The following is a 21704-nucleotide window of genomic DNA, read 5'->3' as shown; positions in this document are numbered from 1 at the left end:
GGCTCAGCGCTCCACCAGCGTCAGCGTGACCGGCGTGAGTTGCCCCTCCTTCACCTCGACGGTGCGCGCCCGTCCCGCCAGCGTGCGCAGGTGATCGGGGTCGCCCATGACGCTCCAGTCGGCCTGCGTGGCCGGCACGGCCAGCACGTAGTAGCTGCCCGGCCTGAGCACCGGCACCTTGAACGCGCCGTCGAGCCCAGGACGCACCACCTGCGCCTGGCCCCTCATCATGCCGACCTGCTCCCACCGCTGCTCGTCTTCGGGGAAGACGACCACGGCGTAGTCGTCGGCCTTGCCGCCGGTGGGCAGCGTGACCGTGCCCGTCAGCCCCGATGGCGATCCGCTCACGACGATCTCCACGCCGCCGATCGACCGCCCGTTCCCGAAGTCGAAGCCGGCGAGCGCCGGCTGGCCGCCGATGCGCACGTCCTTCACCCACCACCCGTCCGGCAGCCCGTTGAGGGCAAGGGTGAGGGAACCGCGGAGGCCCGTCGCCGTGAACGACAGGTCCGGCGCGACCCGTCCCCGCACCATCGATCCGAACATGACGATCGGCTGCGTCGGCACGCCGGAGATCCGCAGCGTGCGGTCGGCGAGCGCCGACGGATCGCCGCCCTCGACGATCACGCGCCCGCGCGCCGTGGATCCGGGGCTCGTGGTCAGGGGCACGACGAGATCCTCGCCCTCGACGGTGACCGTCTGCATCGCGCCCTCGGGCGGTGGGCCGTCCTCATCCGGGCCGTCCGGTCCGCCGCGCATCATCTGTTCGACCATCAGGGTGTAGGTCCCCGGCGGCACGCCGGCGACTTCGTACTGCCCGCCCTGACGGATGGGACCACCCTGGCCCATGCCGCCGACGAAGACGGCGCCCTGCGGCTGCATCCGCACGAACCCGCCTTCGAGGGGCTGCCCTTTCGAGGTGAGCACCTGGCCCCGGATGGTCGCGACCTTGGCGGTCACCAACTGGATGTCCATGGCCGCCTCGACGCCGGCCTGCACCTGTACCTTCATGGCCTCGGCGGGGTTGACGGTGCCAGGCCCGTAGGTCGGGATGGCGTCCGTCTCGGCCCCCTGGACGGCGGGCGTCGCCATGAAGAAGGGGCGTCGGTCGCCGGGCTCGGCCATCACGAGGTACTCGCCCGGTGCGAGGCCGAAGATGCGGTACTGCCCGAGGTCGTCGGTGCTGTCGCCAGCCCCCGCGGGCACGTAGCGCACCTGACCGGCCAGCCGCTGGGCCCGCAGGACGCGCACCTGCGCGCGTTCGGCCGGTTCGCCGCCCTCGTCGATGACGCGCCCGGTGATGACGCCGCCGCGCTGCAGGCGGAAGTCGAGCGGCCCCACGGTCGCGCCGTCGGTCACGCTCACCATGCGCCCGGGCGCGTTGGACGTCGCCTGTCCGTACTGCTGGTCGACGTAGCCTGAACGCCGCGCCGTGACGCTGTACTCACCGGCAGGAACGGCCGTGATCGTGAACCGCCCCTCCTCGTCGGTGCGCGCCGAGTAGACGCGGGGCGGCCCCGGAAACCCGCCCCGACGGTTCGCCTCGGGCTGGCGCGTGGGCAGGGCCGACACGGTGGCCCTCCGCAGGGGCTGGCCGGAGTCGGCCGCGGTCACCCGGCCACTGAGGCGCGCGGTGCCGACCTCTTCTTGCGCCGTCGGCCGCGCGCTCGTGTCGCGCGGCGGCATCGGCGTCCCCGGCCGGGGCATCTGGATACGCGGCGACTGCGGACCGCCCTGCGCGAACGCCGATGTCGCGACGGCCAGCGCGACGAACACCCGAACGATCGTGCCGATCTGCATGCCCTCGTCCCTCACTTACGGCTCCAGGTCCCCGACTCCCGACTCCCGATTCCCGACTCCCGACTCCCGACTCCCGATTCCCGACTCCCGACTCCCGACTCCCGACTCCCGACTCCCGATTCCCGACTCCCGACTCCCGACTCCCGACTCCCGACTCCCGATTCCCGACTGCGAGCGTATGGTACGCCCGCCTTTCCTCCCACCGGCGGGCCGGCGAGCTCGTACAGCCCAGACGCTATAGTCGTGGTCGATGCGTCTCGCGCTGCTCATCCTCTGCTGGGTCGCCACGGTCACTGTGGCCGCCGCGCAGGGGACACCCTCCGACCCGCGGCTGGCCACGCTCCGCACACGGATCCAGCAGCGCGCCACCGACGACGCCATCGCCCTTGCCGACACCATCGCGGCCGATGCGCTGCACGCCGGTGCGCCGGAGACCGCGGCGCTCGCGCTCAGGCTGGTCGGCGACTTCCACCTCGACCGTGAACGGCTCGCCCCGGCCCGCGCGGTGCTGACGCGGGCCCGCGACATCGCCCGCGATCACGGCCTGGTGACCGACGAACAACTGGCGACGCTGCTGCTGGCCCGCGTCGCCGCCCTCGACGGTCGCACCGCCGACGTCACCGCCTCGGTACCGGCCGCCCTCGACATCCTCGAGCGGCAGGCGCCGAGCCGGGAGACCCTGGCCTGGGCCTTCTCGCAAGGCATCACCGCCCTGCGTGGCACGCCCGCGTACGACCCGACCCTGGCGCGCGCCGTCGCCCTGCTGGAGCCAACCGACCGCTTCGCGTCGGCGTGCAGCCTGTGGCAGTCGCAAGGCGACGCCCGGTTCAACGTGGCGCAGTACGGCGAGGCGCACGAGGCGCTCACCATCGCCCGGGCCTGCTACGAGGCCCTCGGGCTACGCTCCGACGTCGGGCGGGTGCTGGTCAGTCTGGGCCGGGTCCAACGGGCTCACGGGCAGTTGAACGCCGCCCTGACGCTTTACGGACAGGCCGCTCGTCTCCAGGAGGCGGACGGCGACCTGCCCGCGCTCCTGCAGAGCCTGAACGCGCAGGCGGTGACCTACGACAGGCTGGGCCAGCACGAGCGGGCGGTCAGGATCTACAGGCGCGCGCTCGCCCGGGCGCGCGCCGCGTCGCTCACCCGGTACGAGGTGTTCCTTCGCGGCAACCTCGCCGGCTCGCTGCTCGGCGCGGGCCAGAGCGAGGCAGCGCTGACCGAACTGCGCCTCGTCCTGCGCGAGGAGAAGTCCTCGTACCTGCGCGCGACGCGGCTGCGCCAGACCGCCGAGGCCCTGCGCATGCTCGGCCGGACCGACGAGGGCCTCGCCGCTCTCGACGAGGCGAAGGCGGCCCTGCCGGCGCCCGGCTTCGACGAGTCGGTGACCTGGCTCGGCGCACACGCGATGCTGCTGGCCAGCTCGGGCCGCCTCGACGAGGCGCAGCGCGATCTGGACCAGGCCCTGCGGCAGGTCGAGGACGCGCGCGCCCGGGCACTGGCCGGCGACACCGCCCGGCGGGGCTTCGGCGACCTGCACCAGGGCCTCTTCGCGGTCGCAATCGACATCGCCACCCGCCGCGGCGCCACCACGACCGCCCTCCAGCTGGCCGAGCAGGCACGGGCCCGCGCGCTGCTCGACCTGATGCAGCGTCGCCCCGACGCGCCCGACACCCGGCCGGCCGACGTCGGGGCGATGCAGGCGCTGGCGCGCCGGCTGGACACGACGCTGCTCGTGTACTGGGTCGGCGCCGATGACACCATCGCCTGGGTCGTGTCGGCCGATCGCCTGACCGCCCATCGCCTGCCGGCCGGCGAACGCGTCCTGCGCCAACTGGTGAGGACCGCCGCCGGCTCCGGCAACGTGCCGGCCGCGATCAACGCCTCGTTGCTCGGCGGGCCCGACCTGGGCCCGTGGCGGACGCTGCACCGCACCCTGATCGCGCCGCTGGCTGCCGACCTCCCCACGGCGCCCGGCAGCCGGCTGACCATCGTGCCGCACGGCCCCCTGCTGCACCTTCCCTTCGCGGGCCTGCTCGATGCGCGTGGCCGCTACCTGATCGAGCGACACGCGTTGCACTACGCGCCATCGGTGGCCGTCCTCGCGGCAGCCGTCGCCCGCGACGCGAGCGACGCGCCGGCCCCGGCCGGCACGGCCGTCGTGATCGGCAACCCGTCGCCCCTGCCGCGCCTGCCGGGCGTCGCGCTCCCGCCGCCGCTGCCCTACGCGGGCGAGGAGGCTCGTCGCGTCGCTCGTCGCCTGGGGCCGCGCGCTCGGCTCTCCACCGGAGGCGCGGCGACCGAACGCGCGCTGCGGGCCAGCGTCGACGGCGCGACCTGGCTGCACGTGGCCACCCACGCGCAAGTGTCGGAGGAAGCCACGGCGCCGTCGTACCTGCTGCTGGCCCGCGGGGCGGGCGGCGCTGCCGACGATGGGATGCTGACCGCCGATGAGGTGCACACGCTGTCGTTGGCCGGCGCGACAGTGGTGCTCAGCGCGTGCCGCACGGCGCTCGGGCGCGTGACCGGCGAGGGCACGCTCGGCTTCACGCGCAGTTTCCTGGCCGCCGGCGCCCGCGCGATCGTCGCGACGACGTGGGAACTGCCCGACGAGGCAGGGCTGCGGGTGATGGAGGCCTTCTATGCGGCGCACGCCCGCGGCGCGACCGTGGCCGAGGCGCTGCGCACCGCGCAACTGCGGCAGCTGCGGGCCTTGCGCGCCGGCACGCTGACCCGCAAGGTCGGGGCGCAGGTGGTGCGCCTGCCGTCGACGCCGTTGCTGTGGGCCGGCTACGTGTCGGTCGGCGTGCCCTGAGCGGCGCTCACCTGAGCTCGTCGAGCGCCGAGACGAGGCGACGAGCCTGCGCGGCCGTCGTCGCCCGGCTTGCCCCGGCGGCGACAAACTGCTGCCGCGCCGCCGCCAGATCCCCCCGCAACAGCGCCGCCTTGCCCAGGTAGAAGGCGCTTTCCCGCGCATAGGGCTGCACGCCGCTGTCGCGCGTGCCCTCGAACGCCCGGATTGCGTCGGCGGCTTCCCCGCGCATCAGGTCGGCGATTCCCTTGTAGAACTGCGCCTCGGGCGTGGCGATGGCGGCCAGCCCGCGGGAGGCGGCCGTCCAGTCCTGGCGGGTGTAGGCGTCCATGGCGGTGGCGAAGGCCGCCACGTCGCTGCCGCCGCGCGTCGTGACCGGCAGGTACGGCGGCGGTGTGACCATGGCGAGGGCCGCGATGCCCAACCTGTCGATGCCGCGGGCGACCGGCGGGGGCGCCAGGGCGTCGGTGCCCCCGGGGACGTCGGGGGTGGCCATGACGCGGGCCGGGGCCGGCGTCGCAGGCCGCCACACGACGGCGCCCAGGGCCAGCACGAACAGCGCCGCAACGGCCCCCAGCCACCAGAGCCGTCGTCGGCCGGGCGTCGGCGCGTCGTCGAAGGGCACCATCACGCCCACCGGCCCCTGCGGCAGGTCGCGGCTGGCCAGTGCCGCCTGCGCGGCCTGGTACCGCTCGACCCGCTGGAGGCAGGCGTCGCAGGCGAAGAGGTGATCCTCGAATGCGGACAGCTCTGGCTCGGCCAGGTCGCTGGTCACGTATCGGAGGACCTGCGCATCGTCCGGGAAGCGAGTGCAGGCGCTCATCGGTGGTGAGTGGTCGATGCTACATGGAACGTGACATCCCCGGCGCGGAACCGGTCGCGCGCCCGGGCGGCCGGGGTTGGAACGCGGTGTCGAACGCCTCCATCAGTCGGCGTTGGGCCCGCAGCTTGCGCGTCCGCGCCGCCTCCGGAGAGATGCCGAGGCGTGCCGCCACGTCGGCGGGCTTGCAGCCCTCGACGAGGATGAGGCGGAGCACCTGCTGGTCGGCCACCGGCAGCCCGTCGAGGGCGCGCTCGACGTCGAGGCGACGCACCGCGGCGTCCTCGCCCTCCTCCCGGGCCACGTCGACGTCGACCTCGAGACTCCCGACGTCGTGCCGTCTCGAGGCGCGATGCTCCGACCGCACGATGTTCCGGGCGATGCCGGCGGCAAAGGCCGGCAGGGCCGCTGGATCGCGAAGGCCGCCGCGGCGGAGTTCCAGCAGGAGCGCGATCATTGCATCCTGCGCCAGGTCGTTGGCCAGGTCGGGCCGCCGGGTGCGCGCCAGGCACAGGACGCGCATGCGCGGCGCGAACCGCCGTGCCAACTCGGCCTCGGCGTCCGGATCACCGGCCCGCACCCGCGCCACGAGCGCGGCGTCATCGGTCGGCGAACTGGACAGGGCGAGGGCGTTGGTCATCGGCGCGGGACTGGGCGACTCTCCTTCCACAAACGCCGTGACGCGGGGGACTGAACAGCCGCTGCCGCATCGTACCCGCGTCGCACCGGTCGAACGTAGTGGAAACCCGCACTGGGCCGTCTCCGCGGGCGATGGACTACAGGCGGACGGGGCGGCGTCCGACGTCCGGAGTCGCTGGCACCTGACCATCGGCAGGGCGAGCGCATCTCGCGGGTGTTTGCGCTCCAGCGGCGTCCGGCAGTAGATCACCGCATGCGCACACGGCTCCTCGCCTCACGGCTCCTCGCCATGACCGGCCTCGTCGCCCTGGCGACGACCGCCGTCGACTCCCAATCGACAGGCTCCCTGCTCCAGGGCTGGCTGACGCTGCAGCCGGGCGTCAGGAGCCTCCGGATCAGCAGCTTCGATCGCAGCGGCGGCAACAACGACCGCCTGGAGAAGATCGCGCAGGGCGAGCGACGGGTGCTCGCCGATATCAAGGGCCCCGGGCAGATCACGCACATCTGGGTGACCATCGCGCCGCCCCCGCCCACCGTCTCACGCCACGACATCATCCTGCGCATGTACTGGGACGACGAGACGACACCGAGCGTGGAGGCGCCGATCGGCGAGTTCTTCGGGCAGGGGTGGAACGAGAGCTACCCGATGGCGGCGCTGCCTCTGGCCGCCGGCCCACGCGAAGGGCGCGCCATGGTCAGCTACTTCCCGATGCCGTTCAGGTCGCGGGCCCGAATCGAGGTGGAGAACGACACAGGCCGCACCATCGACGCCTTCTACTACTACGTCGATTACGAGCAATTGCCGTCCCTGCCGGCCGACACGCCCTACTTTCACGCCTGGTACCACCACGAGCTGACCGAGGCGCAGGCGTACGGCGAGAACGAGTGGAACACGCTCGGGCCGGAGCAGAAGAACACCACGGGCGCCGGCAACTTCCTGGTGGCCGACATCACCGGCCGCGGGCACTACGTGGGGATGAACTACTACGTCCACTCGCCGTCGCCGATGTGGTACGGCGAGGGCGACGATCTCTTCCAGGTGGATGGCGAGGCGTGGCCCGGTTCCCTGCACGGGACGGGGACTGAGGACTACTTCAACACGTCCTGGTCACCCGACAGCCTGTACCAGCACCCGTTCTTCGGCTACGCACGCGTCGACGGCGAGACCGGCTGGCTCGGGCGCACGCACGTGTACCGCTTCCACGTGACCGACCCGGTGCGCTTCCAGAAGTCGCTGCGGGTGTCGATCGAGCACGGCCACGACAACAACCTGACGCTCGACATGGCGACGGTGGCCTACTGGTACCAGACCGAGCCACACAAGGCGTTCCCGGCCTTCCCTGACCGCGAGTCCCGCAAGCTGATGCCAGCCATCGGCCCCAGCGACATCCACCGCTGGCGCGACGCCTGGCGCAAGTCGATGGGCAACGGGCCGAAGCTGTGGGGGAACGAGCGGCCCAGGTAATTCGAAATTGGACAATCTGAAATTCTCGTGGGGCGCGGCTTCGCCTTGCCCCTCGGGATGTGTCGAGCGGCAAGGCCGATAGGCCGGCCGCCGATCAATTTCAAATTTCCAATTTCAAATTGCCACCTCAGGGCACGGCATAGCCCGCGCCGACACCGAGCGGCAGCCCCAGCGCCCACCACGCCATCAGCATCGCGACCTGCAGCCCGAGGTACATCACCCCGAGCGGCAGCACGAGCGCCATGATCGTGCCGAGGCCGCACGTCGTGACGTAGCGGCGACAGAACGCCAGCACCAGCGGGAAGTACGGGAACAACGGCGACATCAGGTTCATGGGGCCGTCGCCGATCCGGAAGGCCGCCTGCGTGAGGTGCGGCGACAGGCCCGCGCTCATCAGCATCGGCACCAGGATGGGCGCCAGCAGTGCCCACTTGGCCGAGGCCGACGGCACGATCACGTCCAGCGCAAACGTCAGGCCGACCACCCCGAGGATCGTGATCGCACCCGGCAGGCCGGAGGCACGCAGCGCGTCCGCGCCAGTCACCGCCACGAGGGCGCCGATGTTGGACTCGGCGAACGTCCTGGTGAACAGCGCCGCGAAGAAGACCATCACCAGGTAGTAGTTCATCGAGGCCATGGTGGCGCTCATGCCCTCGATGGCGTCGCGGTGCGTACGCATCGTCCCGGCGACGCGCCCGTAGACCAGCGCCGGCACGGCCGCCAGCACCAGCAGGATCGGCGTCATGCCGCGCATCAGCGGCGCTCCCGCGCCGGTGAGCGACCCGTCTGCGCCGCGCAACGGCGAGCCCGCCGGCCAGGCGGCCCACGCCACGGCACCGAGGACGGCCAGGCACGCCAGTGCGGCGCCCCACAGCCCACGACGCTCGGGCGCGGTCAGCGGCGGTGCCGAGGGCATCAGCGCCGGGTCGCCGTCCACGACGATGTCGGCGACGCGTGGCGCGATCGTGCGGTCCACCATCCACCACGTGGCCGGCACGGCGGCCAGCGCGATGGCGGCGGCGAGCCAGTAGTTGTTCAGCGGCGTGACCCTGAACGCGGGGTCGATGAGGCGCGCCCCGCCTTCGGTGAATCCGGCGAGAATCGCGTCGAGGCTCTGCGGCAGCAGGCTGCCGAACAGCAGCCCGGACAGGGGCGCGAAGCTGGCGACGATGCCGAGGAGCGGGTGGCGACCGGCGACGTAGAACAGGGCCGCGGCCAGCGGCAACACGATCACGAGCGCCGAGTCGGAGAGGACGTGCGCGACGATCGCGGCCAGGACGACCAGCGGCGTGAGCAGTCGGACCGGCGCCACCGCCAGCACCCCGCGCAACGCGGCCGCGAGCAGGCCGGACCGCTCGGCCAGGCCCACCCCCAGCACCATCACCAGCACCATGCCGAGCGGCGGGAAGGTGACGTAGGTGACCGTCATGTTGGCCAGGAAGGCCGACATCGCCACGAGCGTCAGTTGGTCGTTGATCCGCAGGGGCTGCCCGTTGCGCGGGTCCAGCACCCCGAAGTCGATGCCGGCCAGCAGGGCGGACAGGCCCCAGGTCGCCGCGAGGGCCACGAGGAACAGCAGGATGGGGTCGGGGCACCGGTTCCCGACGCGCTCGACAAGATCGAGCCACCGCCCCGCCAGGGTGGGTCTTGGCGACGGACGCGTGCGCGGCGTGACCGGCGCCACATCGAGCAGCTCGTGCAGGGGCATCTGGACAGGTCCTCGCGCCTGGATGAGCTACCGATGGTACGGCCTGATGCTGCCAATTTGAAATTGGACAATCTGAAATTCTCGAGGGGCGCGGCTGCGCCGCCGCCCCTCGAGATGTGTCGAGCGGCAAGGCCGACAGGCCGGCCGCCGATCAATTTCAGATGTGCAATTTCAAATTGCCACCTCAGCGCACGCCGAAGGTGTACGCGGTGCTCTGCCGGTACGTCTCGCCCGGCTTCAGGATCGTCGTCGGGAACTCGGGCTTGTTGGGCGAGTCCGGGAAGTGCTGCGTCTCGAGGCAGAACCCGGCTCGCTTGGGGTAGACCTTGCCGCCCTTGCCGGTGATCGTGCCGTCGAGGAAGTTGCCCGTGTAGAACTGCACGCCGGGCTGCGTCGTCGCCACGGTCATGGTGCGGCCGGTCGTCGGCTCGTACACGGTGATCAGCGGCTCGAGGTCCGTGCCGGTGCGGGTGAACACCATGTTGTGGTCGTAGCCGCCGCCGGCCTTGATCTGCGGGTGGTCGGCGTCGATGCGGGCGCCGATCGGCGTGGCCTTGCGGAAGTCGAACGGCGTGCCCTCGACGGGCGCGAGCTGGCCGGTCGGGATGAGGCCCTTGTCCACCGGCGTGTAGCGGTCGGCCTTCATCTCGATCTCGTGGCCGAGGATGTCGCCCGAGCCGGCGCCGGCGAGGTTGAAGTAGGTGTGCTGCGTCAGGTTGACGGGCGTGGCCTTGTCGGTGGTCGCCTCGTAGTCGAAGCGCAGGGTGTTGTCGTCGGTGAGCGTGTAGGTGACCTTCACCGCGAGCGTGCCCGGGTAGCCCATGTCGCCGTCGGGGCTGGTGTGCGTGAAGACCACGCCCACCGCGCCAGGGTGCTCGAACGGCTCGGCCTTCCAGACCTTCTTGTCGAAGCCCTGCGGGCCGCCGTGCAGGTGGTTCTCGCCGTTGTTGATCGGCAACGAGTAGGTCTTGCCGTCGAGGGTGAACTTGCCCTTGGCGATGCGGTTGCCGTAGCGGCCGACGATGGTGCCGAAGAACGGCGACTTGTCGAGGTAACCCTGGAGCGAGTCGTAGCCGAGCACGACGTCGGCCAGCTGGCCCGCCTTGTCGGGCACCTTGAGCGACGTGATGATGCCGCCGTAGGTGATGGCCGTGACGGACATGCCCTTGGCGTTGGTGAAGGTGAAGGCCTCGACGGCCTGGCCGTCGGGCAGCTGTCCGAAGGGAGTTCTGGTCATTGCAGGTGTGCGCGCCGGCGCAGCGGCCGGGGCGGAGGTCGGCGCGGGCGCCTCGGGCGTCGAGGAACCGCAGGCGCTCCCCAGTGTGACCGCCAGCAACAGCGGCAGCAAGGACAACGGTAGACGACGGACGGGTGCGTGCATCGGCGGCCTCCTGGGAACCGGCCGGAACGTTACCACGCCTCAGACCTGGGCCTTGGGCCTTGGGCCTTGGGCCTTCGGCCTGAGCCTTGAGCCCAGAGCCGTACGCCCTGAGCCTGTGTATGATCCGCCTCATCTCCATGTCCTTCGCGCGATCGCTGCAGCGGCTGGCCGGGCCGGCCTTCATCGTGGCGGCGGCGTGTGCCCCGGCAGGACTGGCGTCGAGCGCGCTCCTGTCGGCCCAGGCACCGGCGCCCGTCGACTTCGCGACCCAGATCCAGCCCATTCTGGAGTCGCGCTGCTACGAGTGTCATGGCGAGAAGAAGGCGCGCGGCAAGTTGCGCCTGCACGTCCGTGACCTCGCCCTGAAGGGCGGCGCCACTGGACCGCTCCTCGTGCCCGGCGACAGCGCGAAGAGCTACCTGCTGCAGCGCATCCTCGGCGAGGGCGGCGAGGACCGCATGCCGCTCGACGAGGACCCGCTCACCCCCGAGCAGACCGCGCTCATCCGCGCCTGGATCGATCAGGGCGCGACGTGGCCGGGTGGGCCGGCTACCACGGCCGCCCACACGGTCGAGGAGCATTGGGCGTACGTCGCGCCGAAGAAGGCCGCGCCCCCCGCCGTCTCGAAGGAGGCCTGGGTCCGGACGCCGGTCGACCGCTTCGTGCTCGCCCGACTCGACGCCGAGAAGCTGGTGCCCTCGCACGAGGCGCCGAAGGAGGTCCTGCTGCGACGCGTGTCGCTGGACCTGACCGGCCTGCCGCCGACCATCGCGGAACTCGATGCCTTCGTCGCCGACACCCGGCCCGACGCCTACGAGCGCGTCGTCGATCGCCTGCTGGCCTCGCCGCATTTCGGGGAGCGCTGGGCGCGCCAGTGGCTCGACCTGGCCCGCTACGCCGACAGCAACGGCTTCGAGGCCGATCGGCTGCGCTCGATGTGGCCGTATCGCGACTGGGTGATCGAGGCGTTCAACGCCGACATGCCCTTCGATCGCTTCACCGTCGAGCAGATCGCCGGCGACATGCTGCCTGGCGCGACGCGCGCCCAGCGCATCGCGAGCGGGTTCCACCGCAATGCGATGACCAACGAGGAAGGCGGCGTCGATCCCGAGGAAGCGCTGTACGAGGTGCTCGTCGACCGCGTCAACACGACGAGCACGGTGTGGCTCGGCAGCACCCTGGCGTGCGCGCAGTGCCACAACCACAAGTACGACCCCTTCAGCCAGAAGGACTACTTCCGGTTGATGGCGTTCTTCGCCAATCCCGCCTACACGGTCGACAAGCACGGCGCCGGGTTCAAGTACACCGAAGCGCAGGTCGATCTCGCGACGCCCGAGCAGGACGCGCAGCGGACGACCATCAAGGCGCAGCTCAAGGTCGCCGAGGACGCGCTCGCCGCCGAGACGCCGGCGCGCGCCGCCGCCCAGGCGCGGTGGGAGTCGTCGCTTGCCGAGACCGGCCGCGGCTGGACGACGCTCGTGCCGAGCCACGCGGCCGCCACCAACGGCGCGCAGCTGTCGGTGCGCGACGACGGGAGCGTCCTGGCGAGTGGCCCGAACCCGAAGGTCACGGTGTACACGCTGCAGGCCACGACCACGACGACGGGCCTCACCGGCCTGCGCCTCGAGGCCCTGCTGGACCCGTCGCTGCCCAAGCAGGGACCCGGGCGGGATCCGTACGGACACTTCCGCCTGACGGGGATCCGCGTGTTCGCGGCCCCCGCCGCGGCCCCGGCCAACCGGCGACGCGTCGAGTTCACCGCCGTGAAGGGCGACGGCAACGTGTCGCGCGGCGACCTGCTACCCCTCACCACTGATGCCCCCGCGACGTACGCACGGCAGGGCCGCTCCTGGGTGGTCGATGCCGTGCGGGACGGCTGGCGCGTGCCGTTCCAGTTGGTGCTCGTTCCGAAGACGCCCCTCGGGGAACCAGGCGGCACCGTCATCACCGTCGAACTCGCCCACGAAGACGGGACGATCGGGCAGGGCCTCGGGCGCTTCCGGCTGTCGGCGACGACGGGGGCGAAGCCTCTGGACGCGGTGTCCATCACGGCGCGGACGCGCGCCGCGCTGGGCAAGCCGCTGGCGGCCCGCAGCGAGGACGAGGCGAAGCTGCTCGCCAGCCAGTTCCGCGAGCAGGATCCGCTCTTCGAGACGGAGCGCAAGGAGATCGCGCGCCTGAAGAAGGCGCTCGACGACCTCAAGCTGCCGACCACGCTGGTCATGGAGGAGAAGCCATCGTTCGAGCGCCCCTCCACCGTCGTCCGCGAGCGCGGCGCGTTCACGGCGCCCGGCGAGAAGGTGTACGCCAACACGCCGTCATCGCTGCCGCCGATGGGCGACGACCTGCCGCCCAACCGTCTGGGGCTCGCGCGCTGGCTGGTGCGGCGCGACAACCCGCTGACGGCGCGCGTCGCGGTGAATCGGTACTGGGAAGCGCTGTTCGGCCGCGGGCTGGTGGAAACGAGCGAGGACTTCGGCACGATGGGCGCGCCGCCGTCGCACCCCGAGTTGCTGGACTGGCTGGCCGTCGACTTCATGGAGCAGGGCTGGAGCGTCAAGCGCCTGCTGCGCACCCTGGTGCTGTCGTCGACCTACCGGCAGGACTCGGGCGTCTCGCCGGCGCTGCAGGCGCGCGATCCGTACAACCGCCTCTTCGCGCGCGGCCCGCGCTTCCGCATGGAAGCCGAGATGGTCCGCGACGTCGCCCTGGCGGCGAGCGGACAACTGAGTCGGAAGATCGGCGGCCCGAGCGTCTTCCCGTCGCAGCCGCCCAACATCTGGGACAACCCGTACGACAACTCACGCTGGGTCGAGAGCACCGGCGAGGATCGCGTGCGCCGGAGCCTGTACACGTTCCATCGCCGCACCGCGCCGTACCCGATGTTCACGACCTTCGACGGCACCAGCCGCGAGTTCTGCACGGTGCGGCGCGTGCGCACCAACACGCCGCTGCAGGCGCTCGCGACGCTGAACGACACCGGGTTCTTCGAGTTCGCCCGCGCCCTGGCCACACGCATCCGCACCGAGGCGCCAGGCGCCAGTGTCGACGCCCGCCTCACCCTGGGATTCCGGCTCGTCACCAGTCGCCTGCCGACCGCCCAGGAGCTGGCGCGCCTGCGCACCTTCCACGCCCAGGCCCGCACGCGTTACGCGAAGGTGCCCGAGGAAGCCGTCAAGGCGCTGGGCCTGAAGGCCGGCACCACGCTCACGCCCGATCAACTGGACCTGGCCGCCTGGACGATGGTCGGCAACGTGCTGCTGAACCTGGACGAGACGGTGACCAAGGGATAGAACGGGCTCAGGGCTCAGGGTCTTTCGGGAGCTTTCTGAGCCTCGAGCCATGAGCCGTGAGCCAGCGTGAGCGGGGTATCATGGCCCTGCTCCCGATGCCGATGTCCACTGGCCTCCGCTGGCTGCCCGGCGCAGCCCTCGTCTTCGCCACCACCACGCTGGCCGCACTCTGGGTCGGCGGCGACGTGGTGCAGTCAGCGCAACCGGCCGCCACGATCGACTTCGCCACCCAGATCGAACCCCTGCTCCGCGAGCACTGCTACGAGTGCCACGGCGAGAAGAAGGCGCGCGGCAAGCTGCGGCTCCACGTCCGTGACCTGGCGCTGAAGGGAGGCGCGACCGGACCGCTGCTGGTGCCGGGCGACAGCGCGAAGAGTTACCTGCTGCAGCGCATCCTCGGCGAGGGCGGCGAAGACCGCATGCCCCTCGACAAGGATCCGCTCACCGCCGAGCAGACGGGCCTCATCCGCGCCTGGATCGATCAGGGCGCGACCTGGCCGGGCGGGCCGGCCACCACGGCCACACACACGGTCGAGGAGCACTGGGCGTACGTCGCCCCCAAGAAGGCCGCGCCGCCCGCCGTGTCGCAGGAGGCGTGGGTCCGCACGCCGGTGGACCGCTTCGTGCTCGCCCGACTGGACGCCGAGAAGTTGATGCCGTCGCACGAGGCCTCGAAGGAGACCCTGCTGCGACGGGTGTCGCTCGATCTCACGGGCCTGCCGCCGACGATCGCCGAGCTCGACGCCTTCCTCGCCGACGCACGGCCCGACGCCTACGAACGCGTCGTCGATCGCCTCCTCGCCTCGCCGCATTTCGGGGAGCGCTGGGCGCGGCCCTGGCTCGACCTGGCGCGCTACGCCGACAGCAACGGCCACGAGAAGGACCGGCTGCGCTCGATGTGGCCGTATCGCGACTGGGTGATCGAGGCCTTCAACGCCGACATGCCGTTCGACCGCTTCACCGTCGAACAGGTCGCCGGCGACATGCTGCCCGGCGCGACCCGCGCCCAGCGCATCGCCACGGGCTTCCACCGCAACGCGATGACCAACGAGGAAGGCGGCGTCGATCCGGACGAGGCGCTGTACGAAGTGCAGGTGGACCGCGTCAACACGACGGCGACCGTGTGGCTGGGCAGCACCCTGGCGTGCGCGCAGTGCCACAACCACAAGTACGACCCGTTCAGCCAGAAGGACTACTTCCGGCTGATGGCCTTCTTCGCCAACCCCGCGTACCGCTCCGAGACGTTCGGCGACGGCACGCGCTACTTCGAAGGGGTCCTGGACCTCGCCACGCCGGAACAGGACGCGACGCGCAGCGCCCTGCGCGCGCAGCTGAAGGCCGCCGAGGAGGCGCTCGCGACCAACACCGCCGAACGCGCCAGCGCGCAGGCCCGCTGGGAGGCGGAGGTGCGCGATGCCGGCAAGGCCTGGGCGGCGCTGATGCCGAGCCACGCGGCGGCGACCAACGGCACCGTGCTGACCGTGAAGGACGACGGCAGCGTGCTCGCCAGCGGTCCCAATCCCCCGAACACCACCTACACAATCCAGGCGACGACCGACGCCACCGGCGTCACGGGCGTCCGCGTCGAGGCGCTGCTCGACCCGTCGCTGCCCAAGCAGGGCCCGGGACGGGATCCCTACGGCCACTTCCGGCTGACCAACGTGCAGGTGTTGGCCGCCCCCGCGTCCGACCCCACGAAGCGGACGCCTGTCGCGTTCACGGCGGTCAAGGCCGACGGCAACGTGTCGCGCGGCGACCTGCTGGGGCTCACGGTCGCCACGCCCAAGGCCTACGCGCGCCTCGGCAATGCGTGGGTGGTCGACGCGGTGCGCGAGGGATGGCGCGTGCCCTTCCAGTTGGTGCTGGTTCCCAGGGCGCCGATCGGCCATCCCGGCGGCACCGTGCTGACCGTCGTCCTCGGCCACGAGGACGGTACGCTGGGCCAGGGGCTGGGGCGCTTCCGGGTGTCGACGACGACGGCCAAAGACCCGTTGCTGGCGGTAGGCGTCAGCGCCCGCACGCGCGCGGTGCTCGACGTGCCGCTGTCGGCCCGCACGGCAGCGCAGGCCAGGGACCTGGCGACGCAGTTCAGGGAGCAGTCGGACCTGTTCGAGGCGGAGCGCAAGGAGGTCGCGCGCCTGAAGAAGGCGCTCGACGACCTGAAGCTTCCCACTGCGCTCGTGATGGAGGAGAAGCCGACGTTCGAGCGGCCCGCCATCGACTTTCGTGAACGCGGGGCGTTCACGGCGCGGGGCGAGCGCGTCCATGCCAACACGCCCTCTTCGCTGCCGCCGCTCGGCGACGACCTGCCGCCCAATCGGCTCGGCCTGGCCCGCTGGCTGGTGCGGCGCGACAACCCGCTCACCGCGCGCGTCGCGGTGAACCGGTACTGGGAAGCGCTGTTCGGGCGCGGCCTCGTCGATACCAGCGAGGACTTCGGCACGATGGGCGCGCCGCCCTCACATCCCGAGTTGCTGGACTGGCTGGGCGTCGACTTCATGGATCAGGGCTGGAGCGTCAAGCGACTGCTGCGGACGCTGGTGCTCTCCTCGACGTACAGGCAGGACTCGACGGTGGCGCCGGCGCTGCAGGCCCGCGACCCGTACAACCGGCTGCTCGCGCGTGGGCCCCGCTTCCGCATGGAGGCAGAGATGGTGCGCGACGTGGCCCTGGCCGCGAGCGGGCAGCTCAGCACGAAGATCGGGGGGCCGAGCGTGTTCCCGCCGCAGCCGCCCAACATCTGGGACAACCCGTACGACAACTCGCGCTGGATCGAGAGCACCGGGGAGAATCGGGTCCGCCGCAGCCTCTACACGTTCCATCGCCGCACCGCGCCGTTCCCGATGTTCACGACCTTCGACGGCACCAGCCGGGAGTTCTGCACCGTGCGCCGCGTGCGCACCAACACGCCGCTGCAGGCGCTCGCGACGCTCAACGACACCGGCTTTTTCGAGTACGCCCGCGCCCTGGCCACCCGCATGCGCGCCGAGGCCTCACCGGCCACCGTCGACGCCCGACTGACGCTCGGCTTCCGCCTGGTCACGAGTCGGCTGCCGACCGCGCAGGAACTGGCGCGGCTGCGGACCTTCCATGCCCAGGCACGCACGCGCTACGCGAAGGTCCCCGGGGAAGCGATCGAGGCGCTCGGCCTGAAGGCCGGCACCGCGCTCACGCCCGATCAACTGGACCTGGCCGCCTGGACGATGGTCGGCAACGTGCTGCTGAACCTGGACGAGACGATGACCAAGGGATAGGGGCAGGCTCAGGGCTCAAGGCTCAGGGCTCACAAGGACAGGCTCAGGGCTTACGGCTTACGGACGGCAGGGGCGGCTTGAGCGCAGTCGAAAGGCCGAGCCGGCCGTGATCGAGAACGACGATGAACGAACTGAAGGCAGTCACACGACGCCACTTCTTCCGCCAGGCAACCGGGTTCGGCATCGGCGGGGCGGCGCTCGCCTCGCTCATGCAGGAGCAGTTGTTCGCGCAGGCGGCGCGGCAGGTGGCTCCGGCCGTCGCCCCGAAGGCCAAGCAGGTGATCTTCCTGTTCATGGCCGGCGCGCCGTCGCAGCTCGACCTGTTCGACAACAAGCCGGCCCTGCGCAAGTACGACGGGCAGGAGATTCCGGCCGAGATCGTCAAGGGCGAGCGGTTCGCGTTCATCAAGGGCACGCCCCGCCTCCTCGGCTCGCCGTACGAATTCAGGCGCCACGGCCAGTCGGGCCAGGAGATCTCGGACCTGCTGCCGCACCTCGGCACCATCGCGGACGACATCGCCATCGTCAAGTCGATGTCGACGACGCAGTTCAACCACGCACCGGCGCAGATCTTCATGAACACGGGCCACCAGGTGATCGGGCGCCCGAGCATGGGGTCGTGGCTGTCGTACGGGCTGGGCTCGGACTCGAAGGACCTGCCCGCCTTCGTCGTGCTGATCTCCGGCGAGAACAACCCGGACGGGGGCAAGTCGTGCTGGGGGTCGGGCTTCCTCCCGACCACGCACCAGGGCGTGGAGTTCCGCAGCGGGGCCGATCCCGTGCTGTTCGTCTCCAATCCCGCGGGCGTCGACGCGCAGTTGCGTCGTGCGTCGCTCGACGCACTCAAGGACCTGAACGGCATGCGGCAGGCCAGCGTCGGCGATCCGGAGATCGAGACGCGCATCAACGCGTACGAGCTCGCCTACCGGATGCAGACCAGCGTCCCCGAGCTGACCGACATCAGCGACGAGCCGCAGGCGGTGCACGACCTCTACGGCACGCAGCCGGGGCAGACCTCGTTTGCCAACAACTGCCTGCTGGCCCGCCGGCTGGTGGAGCGCGGCGTCCGCTTCGTGCAGCTGTATCACCGCGGCTGGGATACCCACGGCGCCAGCTTCGGCGACGACGTGATCGAGAAGCTGCCGCACATGTGCCGCCAGACCGACCAGGCGGCCGCGGCGCTCGTAAAGGACCTGAAGCAGCGCGGACTGCTCGACACGACGCTCGTGGTGTGGGGCGGCGAGTTCGGCCGCACGCCGATGAACGAGGCCCGCAACGGCTCGAAGTTCCTCGGCCGCGACCACCACCCGCGCGCCTTCACGATGTGGATGGCCGGCGGCGGCATCAAGCCAGGCATCACCTACGGCGAGACCGACGAGCTCGGGTACAACATCACGAAGGATCCCGTCGAGGTACACGACCTGCACGCGACGATGCTGCATCTGCTCGGCATCGACCACGAGAAGCTGACGTACAAGTTCCAGGGCCGCGACTTCCGCCTGACCGACGTCCACGGCAAGGTGGTCAAGGGGTTGTTGGCGTAGGAACACAAGGTAGGGCGCGGTCTCCGACCGCGCCGCTATCCACAGCGGCGGCGTGGGACACGCCGCACTACCTCGACTGCCGACTGCCGACTGCCGACTGCCGACTTGCCGACTGCCGACTGCCGACTGCCGACTGCCGACTGCCGACTGCCGACTGCCGACTGCCGAGAGGATCATCGTGCACATCTCGATGAACGAGCACAGCCACCCGACGTCGCATGTCTCGGACGTGCAGCTGAAGGACATCCGCAAGCGGCTGCCGCTGCGCGTGCTGTCGGAGGACGACTGGCAGCACTGGATCACGCAGGGCTACGTCATCGTCAAGCAGGCCGTGCCACGCGAGAAGGTCGACCGGCTGGTGGATCTGCTCTGGCGGTTCGACGAGAAGGACCCGCACGACCCGGCCACTTGGGAAGCCCCGCAGCGGCGCGAGCACGCCATGCGCGAGCTGAATCACACGGGGATGCTGGAGATCTACAACCACCAGTACCTGTGGGACACGCGCACCGACCCACGCGTGTACGACGCGTTCGTCGACATCTGGGACCGCGAGGACCTGTGGGTGACGATCGACCGCGCGAACCTGAACCTGCCGAAGAAGGTGAAGGGCAACCCGAACGGCTTCATCCACTGGGACGTCGACACGTCGAAGCGGCCCTTGCCGATCGGCGTGCAGGGCGTGCTGAGCCTGGCCGCGCAGGACGAGGAAACCGGCGGCTTCCAGTGCGTGCCCGAGTTGTTCTCCGACTTCGATGCGTGGGTGAAGACCCAACCGGCCGACCGCGACCCGATGCACCCCGACACGACCGGCCTGCGCATCGTCAACGTGTCGATGGAGGCCGGCGACCTGCTGATCTTCAACTCGCTGCTCGCGCACGGCGTGCGACCGAACCACTCGATCGACCGGCCGCGCATCGCGCAGTACGTGGCGATGCACCCGGCCGAGTGGCACAACGAGGCCGAGCGCCTCGAGCGCATCCGCCTGTGGCGCGAGCTCGATCACCCGCAGCGCCCCGCGTTCCCCGGCGACCCGCGCGACTGGGAGCGCCAGCACGCGCAGACCGCCACGCTCACGCCGCTCGGCGAGAAGCTGCTGGGACTGGTGCCCTGGGCGTGACGATCGCGGCCCGACCGCCGACCTGAAGGTCGGCGGCTACGCGCTGGAGCGCCATTGGGCGGTCCTCGGGTCAATTACCGCCGTAGGCGTCGACCTTCAGGTCGACGCTCGATTGAGCCCTCAGCCGTGAGCCCTTAGCCCCGAGCCTGCTAGAGTGCTTCCCGTGCGCCGCTGGCCCTTCCTGATCCTGCTGCTGGCCGCGGCCTGTGCTCGCCCAGTGCCGGCCCCGGCCCCTGCGACGGCGGCCGGGCCGCGGACGATCACCCTGGTCACCACGACCGACATCCACGGACGGCTCGAGTCCCTGCCGTGGATCTCGGGCTACGTGCAGAACCTGCGCGCCGCGCGGCGTGCCGAGGGCGGCGACGTGCTGCTCGTCGATGCCGGCGACATGTGGCAGGGCACGCTCGAGTCCAACCTGGGCGAGGGGGCGGCCAGCGTCCGTGCCTACAACGCCCTCGGCTATCACGCGGTCACCATCGGCAACCACGAGTTCGACTTCGGTCCCGTCGGCCCGCGGACGGTCCCGCGCGACGCCTCGGACAACCCGACGGGCAACATCGAGGCGCGGGCCAGGCAGGCCCGCTTCCCGTTCCTGGCGGCCAATCTCCTCACGCGCGAAGGCGGACCGTGGACGCCGCCCAACGTGCGGCCGTCGGTGATGGTCACCGTCGCGGGCGTGCGCGTCGGCCTGGTGGGCGTCACCACCACGGCGACGCCGTCGGCCACCGATCCCCGCAACCTCGTGCGCCTCACCGTCGCGCCGCTGCGCGACATCGTCGTGCGTGAGGCGACGCGGCTGCGCAGTGAAGGCGCGGCCGTGGTCGTGCTGCTGGCGCACGCCGGCGGGCGCTGCGAGGCCTTCGGCGATCCCGACGACGTGTCGAGCTGCCGGGAGCAGGGCGAGATCTTCAGGCTGGCGCGGGCGCTGCCGGCGGGCCTGGTGGACGCGATCGCGGCGGGCCATGCCCACGACGGCATCGCCCACCGGGTGAGCGGCATCGCGATCGTCGAGCCGTTCAACGTCGGTCGCGCGTTCGGCCGCGTCGATCTCGTGGTCGATCCCGCCGCCGGTCGCGTCACCTCGTCGCGGATCCATCCGCCGCAGTACGTGTGCGACGGCAGGACGCCGCGCGAGATCGACACGTGGGCCGCCGATGCCTGCCAGCCGCCCGCCTACGAAGGACGGCCGGTGCGCCGCGACGCCGCCCTCATCGCGGTGCTGCGCGACGACATCGAGCGGGCGCGTCGCCGGCGCGAGCAGCCGCTGGGCGTCACGGCGGCACAGGCCTACCCGCACTCGACGCGCGACGAGTCGCCGGCCAGCAACCTGGTGGTGGACCTGTTGCGGGCAGCGCACCCGGAGGCCGACGTCGCCATCTACAACGCGACAGGCACGCGCACGTCGCTGCCGGCCGGCCCGATCACCTACGGGAAGCTGTACGCCCTGCTGCCGTTCGACAGCGTGGTGGCGACGGCGACGCTGCCGGTGGCGACGGTCTCCGAGGCCATCCTCCGAGGCGTGACACGCGGGCCGATCCCGATCGTGTCCGGCATCGAGGTGACGATCACCTGCGACGGCACCACGCCACGGGTGGCGGTGTCACGGAACGGACAAGTACTCCCGGCGGACGCGCCCCTCAAGGTGGTGACGAGCGAGTTCCTGTCCTCGGGCGGCGGCGGGTACTTCCCCGACATGGCGGAGCGCTTCACGCTGCAGCTCGACACGCCGATGCGCGAGTCGATCGTCTCCGTGATTGGCAGCCAGGCCAGGGGCATCGTCGCGGGCACCGTGGGCCACCACGATCCCGACCGCAAGCGCGTGCGCGTGCCGGGGAACACGTATCCGGTGCGCTGCCAGTAGGGCGACATCG

12 protein-coding genes are annotated in these 21704 nt (G+C 71.3%); 7 read left to right on the top strand and 5 right to left on the bottom strand.

The features are described from left to right. Positions 1–3: 3 nt before the first annotated feature. Positions 4–1800, bottom strand: a complete 1797-nt coding sequence (locus tag TBR22_RS05705) for a carboxypeptidase-like regulatory domain-containing protein (protein ID WP_239491996.1) — start codon at positions 1798–1800, stop codon at positions 4–6. Positions 1801–2050: 250 nt separating this feature from the next. Here TBR22_RS05705 and TBR22_RS05700 point away from each other — a divergent pair, with 250 nt between their 5' ends. Then, complete coding sequence (locus TBR22_RS05700) at positions 2051–4612, top strand: CHAT domain-containing tetratricopeptide repeat protein (RefSeq protein ID WP_239491995.1); 2562 nt, start codon at positions 2051–2053, stop codon at positions 4610–4612. A gap of 7 nt (positions 4613–4619) precedes the next feature. Here TBR22_RS05700 and TBR22_RS05695 read toward each other — a convergent pair whose 3' ends face one another. Continuing rightward, positions 4620–5432, bottom strand: coding sequence for a hypothetical protein (locus TBR22_RS05695; protein WP_239491994.1), 813 nt, complete (start codon positions 5430–5432; stop codon positions 4620–4622). A 19-nt stretch (positions 5433–5451) separates the two neighbouring features. Further along, on the bottom strand, positions 5452–6069 hold the full coding sequence (locus tag TBR22_RS05690) for an RNA polymerase sigma factor (RefSeq protein WP_239491993.1): 618 nt from the start codon (positions 6067–6069) through the stop codon (positions 5452–5454). A gap of 252 nt (positions 6070–6321) precedes the next feature. On the opposite strand from TBR22_RS05690, the gene TBR22_RS05685 reads away from it, so the two are divergent. After that, complete coding sequence (locus TBR22_RS05685; RefSeq protein ID WP_239491992.1) at positions 6322–7533, top strand: glycoside hydrolase family 172 protein; 1212 nt, start codon at positions 6322–6324, stop codon at positions 7531–7533. A gap of 127 nt (positions 7534–7660) precedes the next feature. Here the strand turns inward: TBR22_RS05685 and TBR22_RS05680 are convergent, their stop codons facing one another. Beyond that, positions 7661–9241, bottom strand: coding sequence for an AbgT family transporter (locus TBR22_RS05680; RefSeq protein ID WP_239491991.1), 1581 nt, complete (start codon positions 9239–9241; stop codon positions 7661–7663). Positions 9242–9425: 184 nt separating this feature from the next. Further along, the gene (locus TBR22_RS05675; protein WP_239491990.1) at positions 9426–10478 is read right to left on the bottom strand and encodes an aldose epimerase family protein; all 1053 of its coding nucleotides are present in this window, start codon (positions 10476–10478) and stop codon (positions 9426–9428) included. Between the two features lie 281 nt (positions 10479–10759). On the opposite strand from TBR22_RS05675, the gene TBR22_RS05670 reads away from it, so the two are divergent. The 5 genes from TBR22_RS05670 to TBR22_RS05650 all read left to right on the top strand — a co-directional run bounded on the left by TBR22_RS05670 (position 10760) and on the right by TBR22_RS05650 (position 21694). Next, positions 10760–13915: a PSD1 and planctomycete cytochrome C domain-containing protein gene (locus tag TBR22_RS05670; RefSeq protein WP_239491989.1), complete on the top strand. Its 3156-nt coding sequence runs from the start codon at positions 10760–10762 to the stop codon at positions 13913–13915. A gap of 101 nt (positions 13916–14016) precedes the next feature. Next, positions 14017–17169, top strand: a complete 3153-nt coding sequence (locus TBR22_RS05665) for a PSD1 and planctomycete cytochrome C domain-containing protein (RefSeq protein ID WP_239491988.1) — start codon at positions 14017–14019, stop codon at positions 17167–17169. A gap of 122 nt (positions 17170–17291) precedes the next feature. Beyond that, positions 17292–18713, top strand: a complete 1422-nt coding sequence (locus TBR22_RS05660; protein WP_239491987.1) for a DUF1501 domain-containing protein — start codon at positions 17292–17294, stop codon at positions 18711–18713. 190 nt (positions 18714–18903) lie between these two features. Then, entirely contained in the window at positions 18904–19830 is a 927-nt protein-coding gene (locus TBR22_RS05655; protein ID WP_370651489.1) for a phytanoyl-CoA dioxygenase family protein, read from the top strand. 163 nt (positions 19831–19993) lie between these two features. After that, positions 19994–21694: a bifunctional UDP-sugar hydrolase/5'-nucleotidase gene (locus TBR22_RS05650; RefSeq protein WP_239491985.1), complete on the top strand. Its 1701-nt coding sequence runs from the start codon at positions 19994–19996 to the stop codon at positions 21692–21694. Positions 21695–21704: the final 10 nt, after the last annotated feature.

This window comes from Luteitalea sp. TBR-22 (genome assembly GCF_016865485.1).
Taxonomy (GTDB): Bacteria; Acidobacteriota; Vicinamibacteria; order Vicinamibacterales; family Vicinamibacteraceae; genus Luteitalea.
Note: the sequence above shows the minus strand (reverse complement) of the source record. Positions and strands in the feature narration are given on the sequence as shown.

What these genes read in the sequence shown, in the direction of transcription:
- TBR22_RS05685 (WP_239491992.1), top strand. Translation starts at nt 6,322, where the DNA reads ATGCGCACACGGCTCCTCGCCTCACGGCTCCTCGCCATGACCGGCCTC.
- TBR22_RS05700 (WP_239491995.1), top strand. Translation starts at nt 2,051, where the DNA reads ATGCGTCTCGCGCTGCTCATCCTCTGCTGGGTCGCCACGGTCACTGTG.
- TBR22_RS05655 (WP_370651489.1), top strand. Translation starts at nt 18,904, where the DNA reads ATGAACGAGCACAGCCACCCGACGTCGCATGTCTCGGACGTGCAGCTG.
- TBR22_RS05680 (WP_239491991.1), bottom strand. Translation starts at nt 9,241, where the DNA reads ATGCCCCTGCACGAGCTGCTCGATGTGGCGCCGGTCACGCCGCGCACG.
- TBR22_RS05695 (WP_239491994.1), bottom strand. Translation starts at nt 5,432, where the DNA reads ATGAGCGCCTGCACTCGCTTCCCGGACGATGCGCAGGTCCTCCGATAC.
- TBR22_RS05675 (WP_239491990.1), bottom strand. Translation starts at nt 10,478, where the DNA reads ATGACCAGAACTCCCTTCGGACAGCTGCCCGACGGCCAGGCCGTCGAG.
- TBR22_RS05690 (WP_239491993.1), bottom strand. Translation starts at nt 6,069, where the DNA reads ATGACCAACGCCCTCGCCCTGTCCAGTTCGCCGACCGATGACGCCGCG.
- TBR22_RS05660 (WP_239491987.1), top strand. Translation starts at nt 17,292, where the DNA reads ATGAACGAACTGAAGGCAGTCACACGACGCCACTTCTTCCGCCAGGCA.
- TBR22_RS05670 (WP_239491989.1), top strand. Translation starts at nt 10,760, where the DNA reads ATGTCCTTCGCGCGATCGCTGCAGCGGCTGGCCGGGCCGGCCTTCATC.
- TBR22_RS05705 (WP_239491996.1), bottom strand. Translation starts at nt 1,800, where the DNA reads ATGCAGATCGGCACGATCGTTCGGGTGTTCGTCGCGCTGGCCGTCGCG.
- TBR22_RS05665 (WP_239491988.1), top strand. Translation starts at nt 14,017, where the DNA reads ATGTCCACTGGCCTCCGCTGGCTGCCCGGCGCAGCCCTCGTCTTCGCC.